A 24053-nucleotide genomic window follows, 5' to 3' on the forward strand; every position below is an offset into this window, starting at 1 on the left:
CTTAAATTAACTGGCTAATGCCTTTTGATAGCGTTTTAATAATATTTTTACACGCTTTACATAAGCTTGTGTTTCAGGATAGGGCGGTATGCCGCGGTATTGCATCACAGTAGTCGGGCCAGCATTGTATGCTGCACACGCAAGGTCAATGTCGCCGTTGAATTGGCTGAGTAACTGTGCAAGATAACGACTGCCACCGCGAATATTTTGCTGAGCATTAAAAGGATCATCAACGCCCATATCGCTAGCGGTCGCAGGCATTAACTGCATCAAGCCTTTGGCACCCGCTTTTGATAGTGCACCCATTTTGAAAGCCGACTCAGCATGAATAACGGCCCGAATAAGTGCAGGATCCAGCTGATATTGGCGCGCTGCTAAAGCAACATCAGCAGCAAAAGGTGAAGTAAATAATGGAATTTTATACCAATCGATAACCGAGTCGACACGACATGCAAAACATTCATACAACAGCACTTGGTAGTCATCACCCTGCGGTTGTACATCGCTAAATACCATCACGCCATTGGTTTGCTTATATTGGTAAACTTTACGTTTTTCAACGCCTAAATCACTCACGATACCATTGTCGGAATAACTCGCCTTAATGCGCTGCTTACTCGGTACACTGGCCGACGGCTTTAACGGGTAGTCATTCGTTAAGGTGCGCGGCTGCGGTTTTTCATCGACATAGCCTGCTGTTAATGACAATGGATCTTTGATTGAATCAACCTTGCTTCGACTCGTCATCTTATCCATTTCTGATGCCGGAGCGGTGTTTTCTGCAACGGGTGCAGGTTGTGTAGGTTGTAACGATAACTGTTTTTTAACTGCGGCTTGTTCAGGCAAGTACTTAGCTTTGAGTTGTGGCTTGTCAACTTCTTCTACGGCGGGATAAATCACTTGTTTGGCTTGCACCTGCATGTGTAAACCAGCGCAAGCCAACAATCCCATGATACCCAATAGCGTCTGTCGATTACCCCATATCATTGGGTTAGTCCTGCACTTGATCGAATATTGGCATCGGCGCGATACGCGCAAATTTAGCCACAGCAGATCCAGGAAAAATTTTAACACCGCTGTTTAACTCGTCGACGGCTTTGCGGTAAAAATCCTCTGCATGGACAAAATCGAGTTCTAACTGTAAATACTCGGCAAGCTGGTCAGCACACAGTTTGTCTTTATTTACCGTTGATAATAACGCCTCTAAACCTTGATCAATCTGTTGCCACGCAGCAATAGATACCGACAAGGAACCGCCCGCTACGTTTGATTCTTCTATGGGTTGTTCCCAATCATGTTGGGGCTGCATTTGTTTAAGTTGCAACAATTGAGCTTGTTGATCATCAGTTAGGGGGTGTTGATACGACTTTTTTTCCTGGCACAGTTCAGTGAACAACATTAATCTTTTATCAATTTTTGCGTCGATCACTTTCAGCGCTTCAATGGCTGAAGTGCGCTTTTTAAGTAAACTGGCATACCAAAGATAAGCCAGAATAGCGGCTAAAGTGAGGCTAATAAATAGCGCCTGCATGGTGACATCCTTTATTATTGTTATTCACTATCATAATCATAATTTAATCAAAAGTTCATCTTTATCGATGATAGCTTAGCTAAAAAATAACCATTAAAGTATCAGTAAAGCACGAATAGATGTTAATAAGCGGTTTTAATTAACATTTTGACTATAACACAACAAATCTGCACATATGTGACCTAAAACTGTACCATTTAAAATTAAATAGCTAACTTTATCAGATACCTAATATAATTTTAAGCAGAGTGTTTTTTAAACACATTTTCAGTTTTCTATTGAATATAAATCAAAATACCGTTTAATAATGCCGACTTAATACCTTTTGAGTCAGTTTTCACTCTCTGTATCTTTTAAAAACAATAGTCATAAAAAAGCCCAGTTAAACTGGGCTTTTTACAATCAATAATGTAAAAAATTAAATATTTTTTCTATCGTTATCGACTTGTTCATCTTCCTCTTCCGTTGGTTTTTCACGCTTACTGAAAATGCGCTCAACCACCACAAAGAATAACGGCACAAAGAAGATACCTAAGAAGGTGGAGGTCATCATACCGCCCAATACCGCAGTACCGATGGCATTTTGACTACCAGAGCCAACTCCAGAACTAATCGCTAATGGCACAACACCTAAACCAAATGCTAATGAAGTCATTAGAATTGGGCGTAAACGCACACGTACCGCATGTAATGTTGCCTCAATTAGCCCAGATCCTTTTTCGTAATATTCCTTGGCAAACTCGACAATTAGAATGGCGTTTTTAGTCGCCAGGCCCACCGTGGTTAACAGACCGACTTGGAAGAATACGTCGTTAGGTAAACCGCGACCATTCATTGCCAATAGCGCCCCAATAATCCCTAGTGGTACCACTAAAATCACCGATAAAGGCACTGACCAGCTTTCATACAGAGCAGCCAATACCAAGAACACAATTAGGATAGATAAAGCATACAAACTAGGTGCTTGATTACCCGACAAACGTTCTTCGTACGACAAACCATTCCACTCTAAGCCGTACCCTGGAGGAAGCTGCTTGGCCATCTCCTCTAATGCATCCATCGCGTCACCAGTGCTATAACCCGGTGCTGTTGAGCCTTGAATATTGACTGCGGGGACACCGTTAAAGCGCTGTAATTGTGGTGAGCCAAATTCCCAAGTACCGGATGCAAATGCCGAAAACGGTACCATTTCACCATTATTGTTACGTACATACCAAGAGTCTAAATCACCAGGTTGCATACGATATTTAGCGTCCCCCTGAACATAAACCTTTTTAACTCGGCCACGGTCAATAAAGTCATTCACATATGACCCACCCCATGCTGTACCCAGCACGCTGTTGACGCTATTAATATCAATATCTAAAGCACGTAATTTAGCGTGATCAATATTAATTTTGTATATCGGCGCATCTTCCTGACCATTTGGACGAACCCCAACAAGATTCGAGTTTTGTGAAGCCATGCCTAATAATTGATTACGCGCTTCAATTAACTTGGCGTGTCCTTGACCATTTAAGTCTTTCAGGTAAACATCGAAACCATTTGCAGTACCAAGCTCAATCACTGATGGCGGCACAAAGGCAAACACTAACGCCTCTTTAATTTGCGCAAAGTGACCCATGGCTCGTCCTGCCAATGACTTAACATCTTCACCCGGTGCTTCACGTTCAGACCAATCTTTTAAACCCACAAACGCAAGTCCCATATTTTGCCCAGAACCAGCAAAACTGAAACCTGAAACGGTAAAGACTGATCTCACAATGTCTTTTTCTTCAGTAAGATAATAATTAGAAACGTCTTTTAATACCTTAACCGTGCTTTCTTGGGTGGAGTTAGTTGGCAAAATCGCTTGTGTAAACAAGATACCTTGGTCTTCATCGGGTAAGAATGCCGTTGGCATGCGTAAGAAAATCCAACCCACAGCAATAACTAAACCAACATAAATCAGCATGACTCTAAAAGAACGCTTAAGAATACTGCCGACACTTGATTCATAACGCGATGTCATTGCATCAAACTTACGGTTAAACCAGCCAAAGAACCCTGTATCTGCGTAGGAATGACCTTTTTCGATCGGTTTTAACATGGTGGCACATAATGCCGGCGTTAACACGATGGCGACAAACACCGATAAAGCCATCGCTGAAACAATAGTAATAGAGAACTGACGATAAATGACCCCGGTGGAGCCAGACATAAACGCCATTGGTACGAACACCGCCGACAAGGTCAAACCGATACCGACTAAGGCACTGGTAATTTGATCCATTGATTTTCGGGTTGCCTCAAGCGGACTTAAGCCTTCTTCAGACATTACGCGTTCAACGTTTTCAACCACAACAATCGCATCATCTACTAGCAAACCAATCGCCAATACCATGGCAAACATGGTTAAGGTATTAATGGTAAAACCGGCTGCAGATAACACAGCAAATGTTCCTAATAACACCACAGGCACAGCGATTGTTGGAATAAGTGTTGCTCTAAAATTTTGTAAAAACAGGTACATGATCAAGAACACCAACACTATGGCTTCTATCAATGTGTGCACCACACCTTCGATTGATTGCTCAACGAACGGCGTTGTATCATAGGGATAAACCACCTCAAGCCCTTGAGGGAAAAACTCTTTCATCTCATTAACTTTGGCTTTAATACCCTCTGCAGTGTCTAACGCATTCGCACCGGTGGCTAATTTAAACGCCAAACCAGATGCGGGTTTACCATTATAATATGAGTCTACCGCGTAGCTTTCTGCGCCTAATTCCACTCTGGCAACATCGGCTAGAAAAACGTTGGCGCCCGACGAATCAGATTTAACAATAATTTTCTTAAACTGCTCAGGTGTTTGTAAGCGGCTTTGTGCTGATACCGTCGCGTTAAGCTCTTGACCCGGAACCGAAGGCGCACCACCTAATTGACCCGCTGATATCTGAGCATTTTGCTCACGTATTGCAGCAATGACATCAATACTGGTTAGTTTGTATTGGGTTAACTTAAGCGGGTCTAACCAAATACGCATTGCGTACTGCGCACCAAAAAGTGTCAGTTCACCCACACCAGGTACACGGCTCATTGGGTCTTGTACGTTGGCAGCAACATAATCGGCAATATCGCTTTTCCCCATTGAACCATCAGCAGACACAAAGCCAAGCACCATTAAAAAGCCCGAGCTGGACTTGTTAACTTGTACACCTTGTTGCTGAACTTCAGTGGGTAATAACGGAGTAGCCGCTTGCAGCTTATTCTGAACTTGTACTTGAGCAATATCAGGATCGGCCTCAGCATTAAACGTCAGGGTAATCTTCGCATTACCAAAACTGTCACTGGTCGATGAGATATAACGTAAGTGATCCAGCCCGGTCATGCGCTGCTCAATCACCTGAGTAACCGTGTCTTCCATGGTTTTAGCCGAAGCACCTGGATAGAAAGCACTGATCACCACTGTTGGCGGTGCAATACTCGGATACTGTGCAATGGGCAAGCCTTTAATGGCTAACACACCCGCGAGCATAATTAATAATGCAATCACCCAAGCAAAAATAGGGCGATCAATAAAAAAGCGAGCCATAATGATTCCCTATTTTTGTGGTTGGTCAGCCGTTAACGCCTGAGCTGAAACAGGTGCACCAGGACGAATTTTTTGTAATCCTTCGACAATTAATTTATCGCCAACAGACAAACCATCAACGATGCGCCATTGATTACCAATCACTTCAGCTGTTTTTACCACGCGCATTTCAACATTACTGTCTTGATTAACTATCATTGCGACAGCTTCACCTTTAGAGTTACGTGTAATGGCACGTTGTGGCACTAAAATCGCTTGTGGATCTTGGCCAGCATTGAGCAATGCACGAACATACATACCCGGTAACAGTATTCCGTCTGGGTTAGGAAACTCAGCGCGAAGGGTTACAGAGCCAGTCGTTTCATCAACGTTAACTTCAGCAAATTGTAGAATGCCTTGTTGTTCGTAGGTGCTACCATCTTCAAGGATTAAGGTTACTTTAGCATTTTCACTTTCCAGTAACTGCCCAGAACGTAAGTTAGCTTTTAAACGTAACAGCTGCGCACTTGACTGCACTATGTCGATATTAATGGGATCAAGCTGTTGAATTGTCGCTAACGTATTGCTTTGGTTTGCCGTAACCAAGGCGCCGGCAGTCACTGATGATTTGCCAATACGACCAGAAATCGGTGCTTTAACTTCAGTATATTCAGTGTTAATTGTCGCAGTATTAATCGCGGCTTTAGCAACCACAACCGCAGCTTGTGCTTCTTTATATGCCGCTTCAGTCTCGTCAAAATCTTGCTTACTGATCGCATTGGTTTTAACTAACTTGTCATAACGCGCTGCTTTGGCTTTAGCGGAAGCTAAACCAGCATTGGCACTCGCAAGATCGGCTTGCGCACTTACCAGTGCTGCTTTATAGGTTGCGGCGTCAATTTGATACAGTGATTGACCTTGCTTAACTTCAGTCCCTTCAGTAAAGGCACGTTTAGTGATAATACCTGTGACTTGCGGTCGTACTTCGGCTTCTAAATACGCACGACTGCGGCCAGGTAGCTCAACTTGAATCGCTTGCGAAATCGCTTCAACGGTCATCACGCCAACAGGTGTAGGTGGCCGCGGTTGTTGTGACTGGGCATTTTCATCCCCTTTACCACAAGCGGTAATCCATAATGCAGCAGAAATAACTGCGGCGACTTTCAATGCTTTGTGCATGAGTGCTCCTACTCCAATTTATTTTCAATATGCGCCACTCGATCTTGAGTAGCCGATTTGAAAATAGCTAATATTAAACTTTAAAATTTTCTGTGTACTTTATCGCATAGGTATAAAATTCAAACAACTTAGCTGATGCGAATAAATTGTAAATAAATAATAAGCTTACGTTATATATACTTAAAAAGTTAACAAATTGTGCTATTCGAGTGAGTAATAAAACAAGCTCGATCAATTATTTCATTCTTAACACTATTTATTAACATCTCAGCAGGATCAATTTGTGGGTTAACAACCGCACCAATGTTCACCAGTAATACACTAACCTAGTGGTTGTTGATGACAAGCTTATTTAAACCATCAATCTTTTATACTGCAAGCATACTATAGCCAGCATTACTCGCCAGCTTGATAATTAGCCAACCATTTGAGCATCATTAAAAGTCAGCAAGCTCATATTATATTTAGTTAATTGACTGATACGCCCAAAAGACTCAAACCAATCATGTAATGGTAAATTAAACTGGCTATTTTACTGACTTTATCACCTTAGCGTTAACATCAATATGCGTCTGTGAGCATGGCAATGACAACATCTAGATATCGCGTGGTAATTTATTATAGGCGCCCATAGCAAACATGCTGAGTCAAACAGCCAAAAAGAGTCATCAATTTGTAAAAGCCATTAAAATAGCCACTGTTAAACAATACATTATGCCATTAGCCTTACATGCCATCAGGCGATTTAATTTCAATCCCTTTGCGACTGACTAAGATGATCCTCTGCCACCACCAATAGCTCAAAGCAGTCTGATTAAAAGTTTGTGGAACATAATGATAGTGTTTATCACCATTAAATCTGCAACTATTTTTAGCTATTGCTTCTAAAAGTAAACTACACAGTGTAGTTTAATAATCCATTATTGAAAAGTAAACTGCTCAGTGTAAAATATTATAATAAGATCGCTTAGATGAAACCAATGAACTCAGAAAAACAAACACGTAGCCAATTAAAACGTGCTGCGATTATAGAGGCCGCCAGAACAACCTTTAAATCATTAGGGGTTACGGCTACCAGTATGGATAAGTTAGCCGAAGTGGCTGGGGTGTCTAAACGAACAGTCTATAATCACTTTGCGACTAAAGAAGCGTTAGTCATGACTTTAATGACTGATTTGTGGGAGCAAGCATTATCTCAACCCACTGTAGCGTATGACGCGCATCAACCTTTAGAAGCACAATTACAGCAGTTAGTACGTGACGATATGGACTACTTACAATCAAAAGAACACATTGAAGTGTCGCGTATGTTAATTGGTCATTTGTTCTATACCACTGAAATGCAGCAAGAAATCAAAAAAATAATTAAACAAGAAACCGCGATTTTACGTTGGATTAAAGCGGCTAACAAAGATGGTCGAATTAATGTTGATAATATTGAGCAGGCCCAAGACCAAGTCCATAGTTTAATTAAAGGCCAATGCTTTTGGCCGTTAATCTTCCAAATTATTGAGCCTTTAACTGATGAAGAGAAAGATCAGCACGCTGCCGAAATCGTTAAAGTGTTTTTATGTCGCTATCAAATAAACGCATAAAACAATAAAAGAGTATCTTTGTCTTTCAAAGGTAATAGACTGTACTTTTCAACCTCAGCAATTCTTTGAGTATCGTCATGCTCATGTGTAGTTAATTACTGATATCTGCTGTAATGCTTCGTCTATATAATAGGTCATGTTCAGTGGTAAATGGATCATATTTATATTGTATCTAAGTCATGTAATAAATGGTCTTGTTCCGCTTCTATTTCAGTTAACTGAATCGAGGCCATAATACGTTCTTGTGACTCCTGTGCATGTTGCGACCACTTTTTAAATTTATGATTTAAATCCACTCGACAATTAAATTTCACTTCTAAAAAGCTTGTGGGACTGAGTGGTAAGCAATAATAATTAATATGAGTGCGCCTATTACTTTTACTTTCTTGGTAAAATACCCAGTCAGTGTGATTAAAGCGTTTTATTTGAGCCTGTGGTATAGGGGGTTTTCCTCTATTTTCAATCCACCCGGCTATTTCTTCTTCTAGTTCATCAGGATCAAATGGTACGGCCATTTTTGCGGACTGCTCAGTAATTTCTTGACGAATTTGGGTGTTTTTACCCTCCGGTCCGTTATGAAAGTCATCATATTGTTGAATGACAAATTCGGCTAAGGCGTGTTTATCTTGCACATTAATTTTGTCGGTCTGCTTAATTCGAAGTTGACAAGTTAACATGCCATATTCACTGCTCGGGGCAAAGGCAATCGGCGGCATGTACATCCAGTTCTCGGTGATGATCCGCACAAATTGATGCTGGTCGTAAATTTTTGTATGTTGCTTAAACCAACTAGTAGAAGTATGTGGAAAGCTCACATCAATCACACTGGGCACCGCCGCCACATTACTGTCGGGTATGCTCACGCTCAGTAATTTATCTTCTAAAATGAATCTATAGTTGATGCTTCGGGTAAAATCAGGGCCACCGACAAAGCCGCGCCAATAGGCGCTAATCAGTTTAATCATATTCTACTATCACCTGCTGGCAAAGATTTGATAAATCTTCTAACAATAATGGCTTTTTTATCTTCCCCTAGCAGTTGTAACTGGTCGGCATAGGTTTCTAACCCCAAAAAGGGTAAGGTATGTGGGCTTGCACCAACCTCATCGCCAAATACTAACCCTCTAAATTTATAAGCCCGCGCTAAACTACTGGCTGAAAGGTCATTTCGGCCCGCGACACTAGGCACTAAATCATAGGGGTTATTACGGACACTGTTAATGGTTAACCCTGTATTTTGGGCTACCTGCTTTAATCTGTCTAAATTAGCGCCTGAACCATGAACGGCTAATTGTTGGGTGGTTAACGGTTTGCCATATTTAATCCGATAATGCTCAAGGGCGGCGCAAAAAATTATAGCCCCTTGGCTGTGGGCAACCCATTTGACTTGTTTACCTTGTTGGTTATTTTGTGCTAATACGGCGGCTAAATGTTGGGCGTTGTGTGATTTTTGTCCAAGCCGTTTGTCAAATACACATTCAATTCCATCTAAAGCGATATTGTCGGTCGGGTTATGAAATAACGTGTAGGCTTTAATAGTATCAGTTTGATAAGCAGCGTCTAGATGAGTGCCCATTAACCATGCAGCTTTGGTTAACTGATTCTGCATGCCATTAACAGCAGCATGGCTGGTTCTTACTTGAGCGCTTGGTTGAGGGTCATCATCCCAAGCTCCTTCTAATTCACCAATTTTATCTTTATCCAGCGCTTTGTTATAGTTAGCGATTGTTTTTCTATTAACTTGGTACAACATAGACCGTTCTGCTGCAAAATTACCTTTTGGGCCGCTAAGCTGTTTGTCAAATAAAATGTCGGTAATGCTGATTGCACTTGGTTGTATGTCATATCTAATTAAAAAATGATAGTTCCGGAATGGATATTGAGTACGCCAAATGCGTTTAAATGGATTGCGGCTATGCTTTAAGGCATTTTTAGCGTTTGGGTGATGGCAAATCTGTTTAATATCCTTCTCAACCATTTTTTGGTCGAAATCATTTAACTGAGACAGCATGGCTAATGCTTGGCAGGTAAATCTAACTTTATCAAACGGAAAGGTAAAAGAAAGGCTAATGCCATAATCGCGACAAGAATGGGCATCGAGCGCCATTACCGAGTGAGCATTGATTGATTTATTCAGTTGAGACCAGGACATCGTTATTTCCTTATAACGTTAATTTAAGACTCCATGAGTAGTAGGGTATGATTTAATTCACAGCAAGTAAAGTCTCAATAATATTTTGGCATTGCCCGACCACGAAAGTTATTTTTTAGAGCACTTGATTATCACTTCTACACATAGTTATCGCCGACGCCGAGTGAAATAATTCGGCTTATTTGAGCTAATGTCATGCCAGATTCTTGTTGCCAATGATTAAAAGCCGCTTGGGTTTGGCGTAAAGCCGTTTGCGATGTAAAGCCAGCATCAACCACGTTATGGCCAGTTAAATAGGCTTGAACATCTTGGCTTAATAAAAAGGTATCTTTACCAATTGCCCGTAAAAAATAGGGCCCTGTATTACCGCCTAAACGAGTGCCGCGCTTTTTAAGCACTTGCCATAAACCGGTAATATCATCGCTTGGCCAATGAGCAATAAACTCCGCAAAACTTCCATGCTCTTGGTTAATATGTTGGATCATATAGGCATTATCAACAATCGCCTGTGTTTTCTTTTGATGACGAATAAGCTCAGGGTCGGTTGCACGCTGTTGAATTTGATCAGGTGACAGCATCAGTACCTTCATCGGCTCAAAACCAAAAAAAGCTTTCTCATAGGCAGGCCATTTGTTATCAACCACTCGCCACACAAATCCACTTTGAAACACCCGCTTGCTCATCACAGACAGCAATTGAGCATCAGTATATTGGCTGATTTCGTCAATATCGAGAGTATCCGGTAACATCGACTTCACTACTGCAGGTCCGCCTTTACGCTCACAGGCTCGAGCCCAAATATCGCTGAATTTTTCTAACCTTGCCACGCTTCACCCTCACTACAATATCAATTATATAAACACTCATCACTGGTACGTAATCTGGTACCATCCAGTTTACTTTAGAATGTTATTCACATAATGATAATTAAATATTACGTTGTTTTTTAAGCTGTAAAAACTGTTTCCATTTAACCACTTCCGCTGGCATCTCTGGCACATCGCCAGTGAAACCGGCTGCCGCAATTAAGGTTTCTATCGGCACTTGTTTACCGCGACACATAAATACACCGCGTACATGAGCAATACAATGTAAGCCGCGCTCGGTGTGCATCCGATGCTCAATATAAAAATACTTTTCATCCCAGCCGACAATTTTGGTGTTTATGGTAAATTTTTCAAATGGCTTAATATCGCGGATATAAGTAAACTCAGCAGCATTCACAATGGGTAACCATCTGTTTTTTAAAAATGCCTTCATCAAGCCCATTTCGGCTATCAAATAAGTGCGGGCTAGATCCATAAAGGCTGGATAGCGGGAGTTAGTCAGGTGTAAATTGATGTCACAATCTAATGGCAACACACGATAATCAATCCGGCTAGTACCTAAAAAACCGATGCGTTTACAATGTCCTATCCGCCATATAAACAACCAAATAAAACGAAAATACAAATTCATTAACTGTGACTCCTGATATAAACGCATCAGGCTAACAAAGGTCATACCAGTGAGCAAGCTCGTTCAACTCATTAAACAATAGATATTTGCATCCAGTGATTAAGATAACTGAACCTAGGTATTGCTACGCTGTAAAATGAGCATTAGTAATGCTTTATTACATTAATGAGACCGATATCCCTTTTCATCTTAATCTTAACTGATTAACATAGTTGCGTGTTTTGCTGAGCCAGCAGTCTGAGCTTAGATGTTTAACACACACATATTGTTTTTAATTCTCAGGGCGGGGCGCAATTCCCCACCGGCGGTATACTTGAAAAAGTGAGCCCGCGAGCGCTCGATTCGTCGAGGTCAGCAGATCTGGTGACTTAGGTATTTACTCATTAGTAATGTCTAACAGTCCAGAGCCGACGGTTATAGTCCGGATGAGAGAGAATAGAGATACATCAATTAGCCTAGGCTATTGATGCAATTTGTTTTGGATTTAGATCCCTCTTTACAAGCCCTGATTCTGGTCATTTTAGGAGTACAACCATGAATCAGTTATCACTACTTGCCGAATTTGGCGAACCAATCACCCGTGTAGAAAATGCATTAGCAGCGCTTAGAGAAGGCCGAGGCGTATTACTACTCGATGATGAAGACCGCGAAAATGAAGGCGACATTATTTATTCTGTCGAGCACTTAACCACAGCCCAAATGGCATTAATGATCCGCGAATGCAGCGGCATTGTGTGTTTATGCTTAACCGACGAACACGCCAACAAGTTACAATTGCCGCCAATGGTTATCAATAACAACAGCGCCAACCAAACTGCGTTTACCATCTCCATTGAAGCAAAGCATGGAGTGACCACTGGCGTTTCCGCTCAAGATCGTGTTACCACCATTAAAACTGCGGCAAACCGCGATGCCAAAGCATCAGACTTGGCCCATCCTGGACACGTATTCCCATTACGTGCTCGCGCTGGCGGAGTGATGTCTCGTCGTGGTCATACCGAAGGCACCGTCGACTTAATGCAAATGGCAGGCTTAATGCCAGCTGGCGTATTATGCGAACTGGCCAACGAAGATGGCAGCATGGCTAAAACACCAGAAATTATCGCCTTTGGCCTTAAGCACAACATGCCTGTACTCACCATCGAAGACATGGTGATGTACCGCAACCAGTACGATTTAAAACTGGCATAATATGTTACTAATACGTCATTCATAAGCAGACTTATCTGCAGTGAATGAAGATGGAATGTCACGTTCAAGAGGTGCTAAGCACCTCTTTTTTTATGCTTGAAATCATGAAGATTATAGAAAATAAGGCCTTATGAGTTAATCCTTGTATGACTTGTTATTTGCCATCCATAACCTCTCCCCCTCACCCCGAGGACTACCACCGCATAACTCTCATTTGAACTCAACGAGTATGCTTAGGGCATGCAATACTTTACATTGCAGACTGAAAAAAGCAGGATAAATAACCTCAAAATATATTGCTCACGGCTACCCTTGAGAGTTAGCCAACATGAAATAAAGGACGCTTATGAGTAAATGGAATACCACTAGCACACTCTCGCTGTACTTAACGCTAATCTGCTCAATTAGTGTAGTCAGTTTTGTGACATATTCGTTGGAAGATAATTTTACCGGGTTATCTGACTTACCGCGTATCGTTGATATCGGTATTTATGCCGCCCTAATGACAGTGTTTTATTATTTTTTCGGCCAATTTTTTAACTGGTTGTACTCTGAAGTTCAAAAAAATAACGACGAAAATTCAGCTGAGGATAATAAATTGGAGAGGTAACATTGAATAGTTATACCAAAAATATCACTCCTTACGTGCAAGAGCAGTTATCTAAAGCAGATCAATCCGACCGTTTAGGTAATGTTGCAGATTCATTTGTTTACCTTGAGAATGCTCACGTGCTTGGGCAGGAATCAACCTATTGGCATGTAAAAGTGCATTGTTTAATGCTGCGTTGGGCAATAAAACAGCGTGATATGAATGAAGCCATAGGTCAAATGATTCGTATCATTGGGGCGGTTTTATTCACTGCAATAAAAGGCGTATCAACGGGGAACACTGGCGGTAGCAATGTTAGTCTAGTAAAAGTCATGCCCATTAAACCAGAGCATGCCGAGATCATAGCGAAAGTAAAAAAACAACATAACTCAACGAGCTAAAAAGATTAATAGACGCCTTAGCTACATCATACTGTAAGCCAATAATGGAATGTAAAATACATCACTAGGTAACACAAAGACATCTCTAAACATGGTACATGGGAGGTTCACATGAAACGAGTCACAGGTATCGGCGGCATATTTTTTAAAGCAAAAGATGCACCTGCATTACAAGCTTGGTACAAGCGTCATCTCGGCATTGATGTTCAGGAATGGGGCGGCACGACTTTCTCTTGGAGCGACTCAAATAACAAGCCCGTAGGTGGAACGACTATCTGGGCGGTGAGTTCAGAGAAAAGCGACCAATTTTCCCCAAGCCAAGCCCCATTTATGATCAATTACCGAGTTGAAGACCTCAAAGCTGTCGTCGCAGCCCTAAAAACTGAAGGCTGTAACGTCCTCGATAAGATAGATGAGTCTGAATTTGGCAAGTTTGCGTGGGTGATCGATCCTGAAGGTAATAAAGTCGAATTATGGCAACCGCCTTTAGGTCAATAATAATGCTGAATGTAGCCATTTTCAGGGTAAAAAATAAATGATGAACATGAAAGCATTTTCGACGTTAGCCGGATTATCTTCTTATACGCTGCGATATTATGAAAAAGTCGGTTTACTCAACAAGATTCATCGAAACAGCAGTGACCATCGAGTCTACACAGCTAAAGACTTAGCCTGGATTACGTTTATCAAACGCCTGAAAGACACTGGCATGCCTTTAGTAAAAATTCAAGAATACGCCCAATTGCGAGCATTAGGGCAAAGTACAGTGTTAGATCGCCAACAACTACTTGAGCATCACAAAGACCAGTTGCAAGCTCACATTGAACGCCAGCAACAACATTTACTGGCGCTAGAAAACAAAATTAATTTGTATAAAGCTAATAAAGTCAGTTGACTTAGAGTTAACTCTAACTTGTACGGTGTGACTTCTACTTATCAATAGGAGTACATCAATGTCAAATTCAAGATTCACTTTAGGTCTGGAACAGTTGTCCAAAATTGACGGTGAAGCAGGTCATAATGTTATCGAAAGCCTACAAGATATTTGCCCCGACTTAGCTCGATTTACCATTGAATATCCGTTTGGCGATATATATACCCGACCCGGTTTGGATGTAAAGTCGCGAGAAATAGCCACTGTTGCCGCACTGACCGCATTAGGTAATTGTAAACCTCAGCTCAAGGTTCATCTGAGTGCGGCTTTAAATGTCGGTTGCAGCGAAGAGGAAGTAAAAGAAGTATTATTACAAATGTCAGTATATGCTGGTTTTCCTGCGGCATTAAACGCTATGTTCGCCTTTAAAGAAGTGCTTCAAGAGCGAAAACCAGAATAAGCAAGTTGCGATTAATTGTGAGTCCATAACAAGGACCAGCTTAAGAGCCGCTTATGCTCCAACACTGACGTTAACGAAATGATTATGCCCAAGACTCTAGCTTATAACTCAATAGAAAGCTGATTCAATATGGCCCTAACTTGTTCATCATCCTCTGCAAATTGAATACCTACGTTAACTTTTCCGTTCTCAAAGCGACTATTGCACACCTTCGCGGGAATGGTTATTTCAGTATCGTTGGGTGAACGCATAATGATGAAAATATCTTTCGGATTAACTTTAACTTTCGAGTTATCAGTTTTGAATACAAAACCACAGCCTTTGGCAGAAATATCCGAAATAATGCCTTTTAATTGGGATATTTTTTTTACATCATCATCGTCTCTTGTGACAATAGATGCAGGTATATGAGTAACAAAACGTTGATGAGTGCGAAGCTGACGGTTTTCTATTTTAGCGGGATAACTTAAGAAGATAAATTTTTCAGGGATTTTAGTGATATTTCTAATTGTCGATCGAAATGCATAACACTCGCCTTGCTGGCCCTCCAATAAATAACGAACCACCACAACATTACCTTCCACAAGCACATCACTGTAGTTACTCATATTCTGAGGAGCTGGATGCTTGAGGATAATATATTGACCTAGATCGTACCCGACCAACATTGCTTTAAGACGCAATTTAACGGGATGGTCGATCTGTAAATCAACAATTTTTCCGGGAGTTAACTCGAAAAATATAGCGTTGGTTGTGGTTGTCAATGTTCTGGATCCATGGGAGTTTAATGATAAATTTACAACCGTAAATGTATGCTGTGAATAAAACCAAAACAATAGTTATACACAGTTTAAAACTAAAAAGATGTCGCCAAATTAAATTAATTAATCTTTATTGAATATTCGTTACTCAATAAAGATTAATTAGTCAGTTAATAAGAGGCACGAGTTAAGTACCTCTTATGTTTGAATCCATCCAATTACACCGCAATACCACTGTGACGCAATAACGCATCAGTGTTTGGTTCGCGGCCCATAAAGCGTTTAAATAACGCCATCGGCTCTTCACTGCCGCCCATCTCAAGAATGTTGTTTAAAAAGCTTCTACCAGTGTCAGCATTAAAAATACCTTCGGCTTCAAAACGCGAAAAAGCATCAGCGGAGAGTACTTCGGCCCACTTATAACTATAGTAACCTGCCGCATAACCACCAGCAAAAATATGAGCAAAACCATGCTGAAAACGATTAAAGCTTGGTGGGGTTAATACCGCAATCTGGCTGCGTACTTGGTCTAAAATGCCTTGAATATCGACACCTTTTGCTGGGTCAAATTCGTGATGCATTCTAAAGTCAAACAATGAAAACTCAAGTTGGCGCACCATCATCATGCCAGACTGGAAGTTTTTAGCTGCTAGCATTTTATCCAGCAAGGCTTTTGGTAATGGTTCACCAGTTTCATAATGACCAGAAATTTCCGCTAACGCTTCTTCTTGCCAGCACCAGTTCTCCATAAACTGGCTTGGTAACTCTACTGCATCCCAAGGCACACCATTGATACCAGACACGCCACCAACATCTACCTTGGTGAGCATATGGTGAATGCCGTGGCCAAACTCATGGAACAAAGTGGTTACTTCATCATGGGTAAATAATGCCGGTTTGCCATCCACTGGGCCATTAAAGTTACAAGTTAAATACGCTACCGGTTTTTGCAGACCCGTAGAGGTCATACGGCGACCGCGACAATCATCCATCCATGCACCGCCACGCTTACCGCTGCGAGCATATAAATCTAAGTAGAAGCTACCGCGATGGTGTTTTTGATCATCAAAAATATCAAAGAAACGCACGTCTTTATGCCAAGTGTCGACACCTTTCTGCTCACTAATAGTTAAGCCGAATAAACGGTTTACAGTATAAAATAAACCTGACAAGACTTTATCTTCAGGGAAGTACGGGCGTAATATTTCTTGTGACACTTGGTATTTATGCTGTTGCAGTTTTTCAGCGTAAAAACTTAAGTCCCATGATGCCATTTCGCTCACGTCATAATGCTCTTTAGCAAACGCACGTAGCTCGGCTAATTCAGTGGCAGCCTGATCTTTAGAACGCTCGCCTAATTCATTTAAAAAGCCCAGTACTTGCGCTGGATTTTCTGCCATTTTAGTGGCTAATGATTTATCAGCGTAGCTAGCAAAGCCGAGTAAATTAGCTAACTCGTGACGCAGTGCGACGATTTCATTCATATTGTTGGTGTTATCAAACTCACCAGCATTAGGGCCTTGATCAGACGCACGAGTCACAAATGCACGGTAACATTCTTCACGTAACTCACGATTTTCGCTGTAGGTCATCACAGGTAAATAAGACGGGAAATCAAGTGTGAATAACCAACCTTTTAGCTCTTTAGCATCCGCCATTGCTTTGGCAGCTGAAATCGCTGATTCCGGTAAACCGGCTAAATCGGCTTGGTCAGTAATCAACTTGGTCCACGCTTCGGTAGCATCTAACAGTTGATTCGAAAAGTGACTAGTTAACTCAGATAAACGTTTAACAATCTCACCATAACGTGCTTTTTGGTTATCGTCTAAGCCGATACCAGACAATTCAAAATCGAGTAAGCTTTGCTCTATGACCATTTTTTGCGCTTGGGTTAACGCAGTAAATTCAGCAGATTGATGGATCGATTTGTACGCTTCGTACAAGCCCTGATGTTGACCAACATAAGTGCCGTAATCAGACAAAAGCGGCAAGCAAGCATCGTGTGCATCGCGTAATTCATCACTACTGATCACTGAGTTCATGTGTGACACAGGTGACCATGCTTTACTTAATTGATCATCGATCTCTTCAAGGGGTGCAATTAGATTATCCCAAGTGTATGAGCTATTTTTAGCTAATAGCTCATCAATGGTTTCACGACATTTGGCAATCGCTTGCTCAACAGCAGGCTGAATGTGTTCAGGTTTGATTTTTGAAAATTCTGGTAATTCTGCGCCACTTAGCAATGGATTGCTCATAAAGATTCCTCGAAATATTTCGCGTGAGTATTTAGCTTATATTGGGTTAAATAATGCCATTTTCAAGCATTGGAGCAATTTATCCTAACAAATATAACCAGCATTTCTAATACACCCGATGATATTTCCATTGCCCATTTTCGAGGGTACTCTCGCAGATCCATTACAGCATATGCTTTCTTCTTAACCGATTTATCAAGAGAATAGAATGACCAAGCTCCCACTTTAATTTACTACTTGAGCAAAATATCTAATATTGAACAGAAGTCTCAAATAAGACTTATTATCATTTAATTAATTTTTAAAAAGGCTAACATACGCGGCATCAACATCTCTCGAGCAACATTGTAACTATGAGCAAGATAAATATGCCCTTTGATTGTTACCTGCCAAGTCAGAAGCATTGTGTCTGCTATTTTTGGGTTGCTCTCTTTATTGTAATAACGTTTCCCTTAACATCCGCGCTTACCATGGCAGACGACCAGCCAATAATGGCGTTCGATGTTGCCTGGAATGATCATTATATTAGCCAAGGACGCAATAACTTAGCCAACGGTGGGATTGTTTGGGGTGTCGCAAGTGTTGCACAAGATAACTTAGTCGCTTTCGCCATTGCTGGACGCGCGACTCAAGTTCACTATATTGAATGGAATGCAGGTATAGAATACACCCTCCAACTTCATGATGAAGTTGATCTCTCCCTGGGTTATCAGCGCGTAGAGTGTTATGGCGCTGAACGCACATCTGACAATGAATTTTTCAGTTCATTAACCTATAACGGTATTCGCTGGCTGGTACCAACCATTAACTACACGTTTGCCACTGAAGCGGCGGGCTACTTTGTGGAGCTCAGTTTACACAATCCATGGGATATTAACGAGCGGCTCACATTAACCCCCTACTTAGTACATGGCGTTGATTTTCAGTACAGCAGCGAACAACACAATGGCGCTAACCATGTGCAATTTGGTTTAGAAGCACTGTACCAATTAACAGCTAACCTAACGGTCTCAGCACAACTTAGCCGCACTATTGCTCTAGAGAACATCAAGCTGCAAGCCCGTACCGAAAATCGTCAAGGCAGTCTAGATACAACCTATACTGGCGTGCATATAGGCTGGACGTTTTGAAGCCTTAGGCTCGCAATTTAATCATCTGCGACTACAATTAATGACCAAGATTAAGCTATGCAAGGAACGCATATGTTTACCCGCCAAGTGCAATTCGCCACTTTATGTGCCGTACAATGGATAACCTTATTAAGTGCTCCAATATTGTGTGCTGGAGAACTCAGTGAGTTAACTCAAGCATCGACGAATAAAGCCGTATCACTCACTAATGACAATGCCAAAAACTTACCACTGCAATCTGCCAGTGATAGCCAAGGTAATACGATTAGCTTACCCAGTGACACCCGCTCAGCATTAGAATATCGCGCCGATGAAATCTACCTCAAACCTAGCCTACAAAAGCTCATCAAAGCCAACCAACAAACCAATACCTCATCACGCCAAGCTGGCATCAATGTTGTGGACGATCCTAGCTGTCGTTGGCTCAATAACCGTATAAAGCACTTAACCAAACAACAAAGACAAAATCAAAACAGTCAATTTAGTCATTATCAAGATGAAATTGATATTAGAAAAAGTGAATGGACCTGTCTTAAGTGCGCAACTACCGGTCCCAATGACGTTGACCGAGGGGAGTGCCAACATAAACGCTGACTCATTTAGCATAAAGCATTGAGCTAACGACTAGATTGCAAACACAATCCCCCCTACAATGGACGCATTAACCGTAGTGGAGATCATCATGGCTCAACATTTTGACTATATCGCGCTTGGCGCAGGCAGTGGTGGTATTGCCTCTGCAAACCGTGCAGCAATGCGTGGCGCAAAAGTATTAATTATTGAAGCAAATCAGGTTGGCGGCACTTGCGTAAACCTTGGTTGTGTCCCCAAAAAAGTCATGTGGTATGGCGCTCATATTGCCGAAGCACTTAACCTTTACGCCAAAGACTATGGTTTTGACGTTACCGTCAACAAATTCGATTGGAACACTCTAGTTGATAGCCGTGAAGCATATATTAGGCGCATTCATGATGCCTATGGCCGTGGTTTTGCCAACAATAACGTGACCTTATTAGACGGCTATGGCCGCTTCGTCAATAACAACACCATTGAAGTCAATGGTGAGCATTACACAGCCGACCATATTATGGTTGCTACTGGTGGTGCACCGACGATTCCTGATATTCCAGGCGCCGAATACGGTATCGACTCAGACGGTTTCTTCGCTTTACGCGAGCAACCTAAACGCGTTGCTGTGGTAGGTGCGGGTTATATTGCGGTTGAAGTTGCCGGGGTATTACATGCCCTAGGTAGCGAGACTCATTTATTGGTGCGTAAGCATGCTCCACTTCGCAACTTCGATCCTATTCTAGCGGATGCATTAGTTGATGCTATGGCCGCTGATGGTCCAACGCTGCACACCCATAGTGTACCTAAGTCGGTCAGTAAGAATGACGATGGCAGTGTCACTTTAGAATTAGAAAATGGCGAAAGCTTAACAGTTGATTGCTTAATTTGGGCCATTGGCCGCTCACCATCAACGGGTAATATCGGTCTAGAAAATACCGACGTGCAGTTAGATGCAAAAGGCTACGTCATTACTGATGAACAACAAAATACTACCGCAAAAGGGATTTATTGTGTTGGCGACATTATGGCAGGTGGTGTTGAATTAACCCCTGTTGCCGTTAAAGCGGGTCGTTTATTGTCAGAGCGTTTATTTGGTAACATGCCCGATGCAAAAATGGATTACAGCTTAATTCCTACTGTAGTCTTTAGCCATCCACCCATAGGTACTATGGGCTTAACAGAGCCTGAAGCGGCTGAAAAATATGGCCAAGACAATATTAAGGTGTATACCTCAACATTTACTTCAATGTACTCTGCAGTAACCGCACATCGCCAAGCCTGTAAAATGAAGCTAGTGTGTGCAGGTGATAATGAAGTCGTCGTTGGTATTCACGGTATCGGCTTTGGTATGGACGAAATACTACAAGGCTTTGGCGTGGCCATGAAAATGGGCGCGACTAAAGCAGATTTTGATTCAGTAGTAGCAATACACCCAACGGGTGCTGAAGAATTTGTTACTATGAGATAAGCGACTGATAATCAATAAAAAACCGTGAACACCTTAATCGGTATTCACGGTTTTTTTATCTTTATTTAAACCTAAAAAAGAGATTTAAACCTATTTGAATCTCTTATATGATGTTCCGATTTTACAATTCAGTCCATGCTACCGCCCAAGAAGCTCCTACGCCCGGCTCATAACTGGTAGCAGAAGCTGACCACTGCATACAGTAGCCGCCGTATGGAAAAGGTTTACATTGATAAACCTTACCTGTCTTAGGCTGCAAAACCTTAGTACCGGTAACATAACGCGTCACTTCAGCTGGAAACACGAAGTCGGCTTCTGATACTGGTAGCTCATCCTTTAAAAACACATCAAAGTTCTGCTGGATGACATCCCCTTGCTGAGGTTCACCTTTAACTTGTAAGTGATAATGGCCAACTTTAGGTGCGACTACATCCAGCACTAAACTCGCATTGGTATTATTAACCGCTTGACTCACAAATCCAGATGCAACGCCATCATGATTAAATAAATAAGCTGACACTTGCATAGCGGAATTGGTTGTCACATCAAAACTAACTTGAGCCGCACCATCGTTGATTTGAATAGCATCAGCAAGCGAGGTCACATCGAGCTGATTCCCAGGGGCAGGCGCTAAATCAAACTCGACTTCGACACGCTTAATACCTGAGTCAGTTAGGGTAAAAATATCATTTTTACCGTAAACCGGCATGATACTGCCAGCGGCATTCTTTTGTCCTGCATTGAGTTGTGATTGCTGCGCATTAATAGTGCTGGCAAGAAGGAAAGGCCAATTCTGTTTATCACCTTGAGTCGCATCGGTAATTGTAATCGTGGTTTGCTTAGAGAGCTGCTCGCCATTAGCATCAAATACCCTGGTCATCACTTTGTCACCAGCCTTGAGATCCAGTGACGGATTAATGTCACCCACATCTTGCCATTCGTTAGGGATTCCCGAGCCTGAACTCAAATTGACATCAATAGCATTATAGAAACTATTGCTGGTGTCACCGACTTGCCATACGGCTAAAATAACGTGGTAACCACTTAGTCCCTCTGGCACGTAACAGTCATGAGTAACTAATTTAGGTGGCTGAACCATGCCACCATCGACCACACAAAAAGGCGCTAAATCGAAACTCGCGCGGCTTAAGGCTTGGTTTTGGTCCCACCCGTGGCGAGTAATATAATAGCGCCAGTTACGGGTGACATGGTTAGCGGTAAACTGCCAAGTAAATTGCTGCCATCCGGCGTTGATATCCGTTTTAGACCAACGGACCGGACTCTGAACATCTAGAGGAGAAAAGGCACCATTTGCAGCGCTCGCTAACTTACCATCTTCAGGGCCTGATTCAGGGAATCCCGAAGGCCCTTCAACACTTTGTGGCTCCCACTGAACGGCGCCACAGCTTGCATTATTGCCAGTTTTACAAGCGTATGAGCGTGACTCTGGCGATAGCACATAACCATGCGCTTCAACAGACAGACTGACGAAAGAATTTGCAGCCATAAGTGAGGCTGCGAGTAGGCTTAATTTAGAAACATGAGGTAAAACAGGAAGATTTGCCACTTATATGCACTCCATTGGTTACCTATTACTTAAAAATAAGTGATAGGCCTCGATATCAATATCAAAGTGGTATTTTGGCAAACAACAGCGTTAAAAAAACGGCTGTGCGTTTCACGCAGAACCTGAGCTCTGCGGCAACTCCGCTATCTTAGTTTCGTAAAAATTAATTTACCACCTTAGACCGGAAGCTTTGCGTCCTAACTTTTCAATTAGTTTGCCAAATACTATGAGTGTTAGCTTGGTGATAACGCTATTTATAACAAGGTATCAACTAACACGACTAAACTAACAACAAATATCAACCGTGTCAAAAAATATAAAAACAATAAATACAAACACTTAAAAAAGTACATTCAGTGTTGGCGTGGGATCAAGGCGACATGATTTTATCTGCTACTCTCTAGCATTAAGGAACTCAGGTTCATGCTGTTGTAAACATAGCATCGATGACATTGCCATATTTTACTGATGTACTAAAACACGATTGTGTGAGTAGATAGGTAGGTGGGCCATTATCGATTTTAGTTTAGAAAACGCTTAATTGACTGCGATTAATAATTATCCCAAGCTGGCCAAATGCGTTCCAGAGCAAACCGTTAACTGAAGTTAGGGGATCCATGGCATTTAGAGTTCAAGAGCGAGGATAAATCATTTATGCGGGTTTACCGGCTAGCCACAGCAAGAATGTATTAATCGTGGGCATGCGTTTGTGTGAATGGCCCATAAGCTGGGTCATGGCAAAACTAAACTGGTAGTACATTTCAGCATCGTCGGGATGCTTTTGTGCATCGTCACTGTTGATCATAGCACCGCGTAAATAGTCACAAAGCAACTCACCACGATTAAAGCCACCAACCTCACCAATCTCTGTCAGGGTTTGTGCATTCCATTGTTGATATTGTTTAAGTACTCGCTCAAAACGGGCGCGATAATAATCGCTGGCTTGTATTAGTATTGACTCGTTGGGGATCACTCTAGCAATAACAAATGATTGTTCAGATAAAATACGGTACAAACGTTGGCAATGATGAAAAATAAACCGTAAATAGGGATCACTATATTGCTGTGTATCTTGTTCGGCTTGAATTAACCAATGACGATAATCTGCACTGGCTACGGCCACAATTAAATCGGCCTCTGAGGTAAAGTGATTATAAATAGTGCCCTTGGATATCTGGCTGGCTTGAACTAGATGCGAGCGGCATAAATCAAAGGTTTTATGGCCTTTTAAACAACGTTGTGACACTTCAATCAAGTAGTTCCCACGATCCTCCCAGCTACCCATTCCTTACTCCAAGATATTTTAATTAAATAAC

Annotated in this window: 21 protein-coding genes, 1 pseudogene and 2 riboswitches; of the genes and pseudogenes, 10 read left to right on the forward strand and 12 right to left on the reverse strand. The window is 41.8% G+C overall.

The features are described from left to right. Positions 1-6: 6 nt before the first annotated feature. The 4 genes and pseudogenes from ACED29_RS06675 to ACED29_RS06690 all read right to left on the reverse strand — a co-directional run. A pseudogene (locus ACED29_RS06675) lies at positions 7-630 on the reverse strand (lytic transglycosylase domain-containing protein); the annotation flags it as partial. A gap of 361 nt (positions 631-991) precedes the next feature. Then, on the reverse strand, positions 992-1531 hold the full coding sequence (locus tag ACED29_RS06680; RefSeq protein ID WP_124016744.1) for a hypothetical protein: 540 nt from the start codon (positions 1529-1531) through the stop codon (positions 992-994). Positions 1532-1949: 418 nt separating this feature from the next. Continuing rightward, positions 1950-5105, reverse strand: a complete 3156-nt coding sequence (locus ACED29_RS06685) for an efflux RND transporter permease subunit (RefSeq protein ID WP_371697317.1) — start codon at positions 5103-5105, stop codon at positions 1950-1952. A 9-nt stretch (positions 5106-5114) separates the two neighbouring features. Beyond that, positions 5115-6263 (reverse strand): efflux RND transporter periplasmic adaptor subunit, encoded by a 1149-nt coding sequence (locus tag ACED29_RS06690; protein ID WP_124016742.1) that lies wholly within the window; start codon positions 6261-6263, stop codon positions 5115-5117. Between the two features lie 971 nt (positions 6264-7234). Between ACED29_RS06690 and ACED29_RS06695 the strand changes: the two genes are divergently transcribed. Further along, a complete protein-coding gene (locus tag ACED29_RS06695) occupies positions 7235-7858 on the forward strand; it encodes a TetR/AcrR family transcriptional regulator C-terminal domain-containing protein (RefSeq protein ID WP_371697318.1) in 624 nt (207 codons plus the stop codon). Between the two features lie 161 nt (positions 7859-8019). Here ACED29_RS06695 and ACED29_RS06700 read toward each other — a convergent pair whose 3' ends face one another. The 4 genes from ACED29_RS06700 to ACED29_RS06715 form a co-directional block, all read right to left on the reverse strand. After that, entirely contained in the window at positions 8020-8823 is an 804-nt protein-coding gene (locus ACED29_RS06700; protein WP_371697319.1) for a hypothetical protein, read from the reverse strand. Beyond that, positions 8820-10010, reverse strand: coding sequence for a hypothetical protein (locus ACED29_RS06705; protein WP_371697320.1), 1191 nt, complete (start codon positions 10008-10010; stop codon positions 8820-8822). The genes ACED29_RS06700 and ACED29_RS06705 overlap by 4 nt, the downstream gene beginning before the upstream one ends. Positions 10011-10147: 137 nt before the next feature. Further along, the gene (locus ACED29_RS06710) at positions 10148-10837 is read right to left on the reverse strand and encodes a DNA-3-methyladenine glycosylase I (RefSeq protein WP_371697321.1); all 690 of its coding nucleotides are present in this window, start codon (positions 10835-10837) and stop codon (positions 10148-10150) included. Between the two features lie 100 nt (positions 10838-10937). Continuing rightward, entirely contained in the window at positions 10938-11468 is a 531-nt protein-coding gene (locus tag ACED29_RS06715) for a thioesterase family protein (RefSeq protein WP_182741126.1), read from the reverse strand. A gap of 270 nt (positions 11469-11738) precedes the next feature. Continuing rightward, positions 11739-11909: riboswitch (FMN riboswitch) on the forward strand. A gap of 93 nt (positions 11910-12002) precedes the next feature. On the opposite strand from ACED29_RS06715, the gene ribB reads away from it, so the two are divergent. From ribB to ACED29_RS06745, 6 genes are all read left to right on the forward strand, one after another. After that, positions 12003-12659, forward strand: coding sequence for a 3,4-dihydroxy-2-butanone-4-phosphate synthase (ribB, locus tag ACED29_RS06720; protein WP_011639277.1), 657 nt, complete (start codon positions 12003-12005; stop codon positions 12657-12659). A gap of 346 nt (positions 12660-13005) precedes the next feature. Beyond that, positions 13006-13269 carry a hypothetical protein gene (locus tag ACED29_RS06725; protein ID WP_371697322.1) on the forward strand — a complete coding sequence of 88 codons (264 nt, stop codon included), beginning with the start codon at positions 13006-13008 and terminating at the stop codon, positions 13267-13269. 2 nt (positions 13270-13271) lie between these two features. Then, complete coding sequence (locus ACED29_RS06730; protein ID WP_371697323.1) at positions 13272-13649, forward strand: DUF3703 domain-containing protein; 378 nt, start codon at positions 13272-13274, stop codon at positions 13647-13649. A gap of 111 nt (positions 13650-13760) precedes the next feature. After that, on the forward strand, positions 13761-14147 hold the full coding sequence (locus tag ACED29_RS06735) for a VOC family protein (protein WP_182723186.1): 387 nt from the start codon (positions 13761-13763) through the stop codon (positions 14145-14147). A gap of 37 nt (positions 14148-14184) precedes the next feature. Beyond that, the gene (locus tag ACED29_RS06740; protein ID WP_371697324.1) at positions 14185-14544 is read left to right on the forward strand and encodes a MerR family transcriptional regulator; all 360 of its coding nucleotides are present in this window, start codon (positions 14185-14187) and stop codon (positions 14542-14544) included. Positions 14545-14602: 58 nt separating this feature from the next. Continuing rightward, positions 14603-14983 carry a carboxymuconolactone decarboxylase family protein gene (locus ACED29_RS06745; protein WP_182698263.1) on the forward strand — a complete coding sequence of 127 codons (381 nt, stop codon included), beginning with the start codon at positions 14603-14605 and terminating at the stop codon, positions 14981-14983. Between the two features lie 101 nt (positions 14984-15084). Here the strand turns inward: ACED29_RS06745 and ACED29_RS06750 are convergent, their stop codons facing one another. Further along, positions 15085-15747: a flagellar brake domain-containing protein gene (locus ACED29_RS06750; RefSeq protein WP_371697325.1), complete on the reverse strand. Its 663-nt coding sequence runs from the start codon at positions 15745-15747 to the stop codon at positions 15085-15087. Between the two features lie 215 nt (positions 15748-15962). Beyond that, the gene (gene prlC, locus ACED29_RS06755; protein WP_182741130.1) at positions 15963-18002 is read right to left on the reverse strand and encodes an oligopeptidase A; all 2040 of its coding nucleotides are present in this window, start codon (positions 18000-18002) and stop codon (positions 15963-15965) included. Positions 18003-18472: 470 nt separating this feature from the next. On the opposite strand from prlC, the gene ACED29_RS06760 reads away from it, so the two are divergent. From ACED29_RS06760 to gorA, 3 genes are all read left to right on the forward strand, one after another. Beyond that, a complete protein-coding gene (locus ACED29_RS06760; RefSeq protein WP_371697326.1) occupies positions 18473-19132 on the forward strand; it encodes a hypothetical protein in 660 nt (219 codons plus the stop codon). A gap of 72 nt (positions 19133-19204) precedes the next feature. Further along, entirely contained in the window at positions 19205-19726 is a 522-nt protein-coding gene (locus ACED29_RS06765) for a hypothetical protein (RefSeq protein ID WP_124016733.1), read from the forward strand. 88 nt (positions 19727-19814) lie between these two features. Further along, positions 19815-21170 (forward strand): glutathione-disulfide reductase, encoded by a 1356-nt coding sequence (gene gorA / locus ACED29_RS06770; RefSeq protein WP_273058040.1) that lies wholly within the window; start codon positions 19815-19817, stop codon positions 21168-21170. A 121-nt stretch (positions 21171-21291) separates the two neighbouring features. Here gorA and gbpA read toward each other — a convergent pair whose 3' ends face one another. Together gbpA and ACED29_RS06780 are read right to left on the reverse strand one after the other, a co-directional pair. Further along, the gene (gbpA, locus tag ACED29_RS06775; protein ID WP_371697327.1) at positions 21292-22737 is read right to left on the reverse strand and encodes an N-acetylglucosamine-binding protein GbpA; all 1446 of its coding nucleotides are present in this window, start codon (positions 22735-22737) and stop codon (positions 21292-21294) included. Positions 22738-22867: 130 nt separating this feature from the next. Then, positions 22868-22966, reverse strand: a riboswitch (cyclic di-GMP riboswitch). A 423-nt stretch (positions 22967-23389) separates the two neighbouring features. Further along, a complete protein-coding gene (locus ACED29_RS06780; protein WP_371697328.1) occupies positions 23390-24022 on the reverse strand; it encodes a TetR/AcrR family transcriptional regulator in 633 nt (210 codons plus the stop codon). Between the last annotated feature and the right edge of the window lie 31 nt (positions 24023-24053).

The organism is Shewanella sp. 5S214 (assembly GCF_041439795.1).
In the GTDB taxonomy this organism is placed as follows: Bacteria; Pseudomonadota; Gammaproteobacteria; order Enterobacterales; family Shewanellaceae; genus Shewanella; species Shewanella vesiculosa.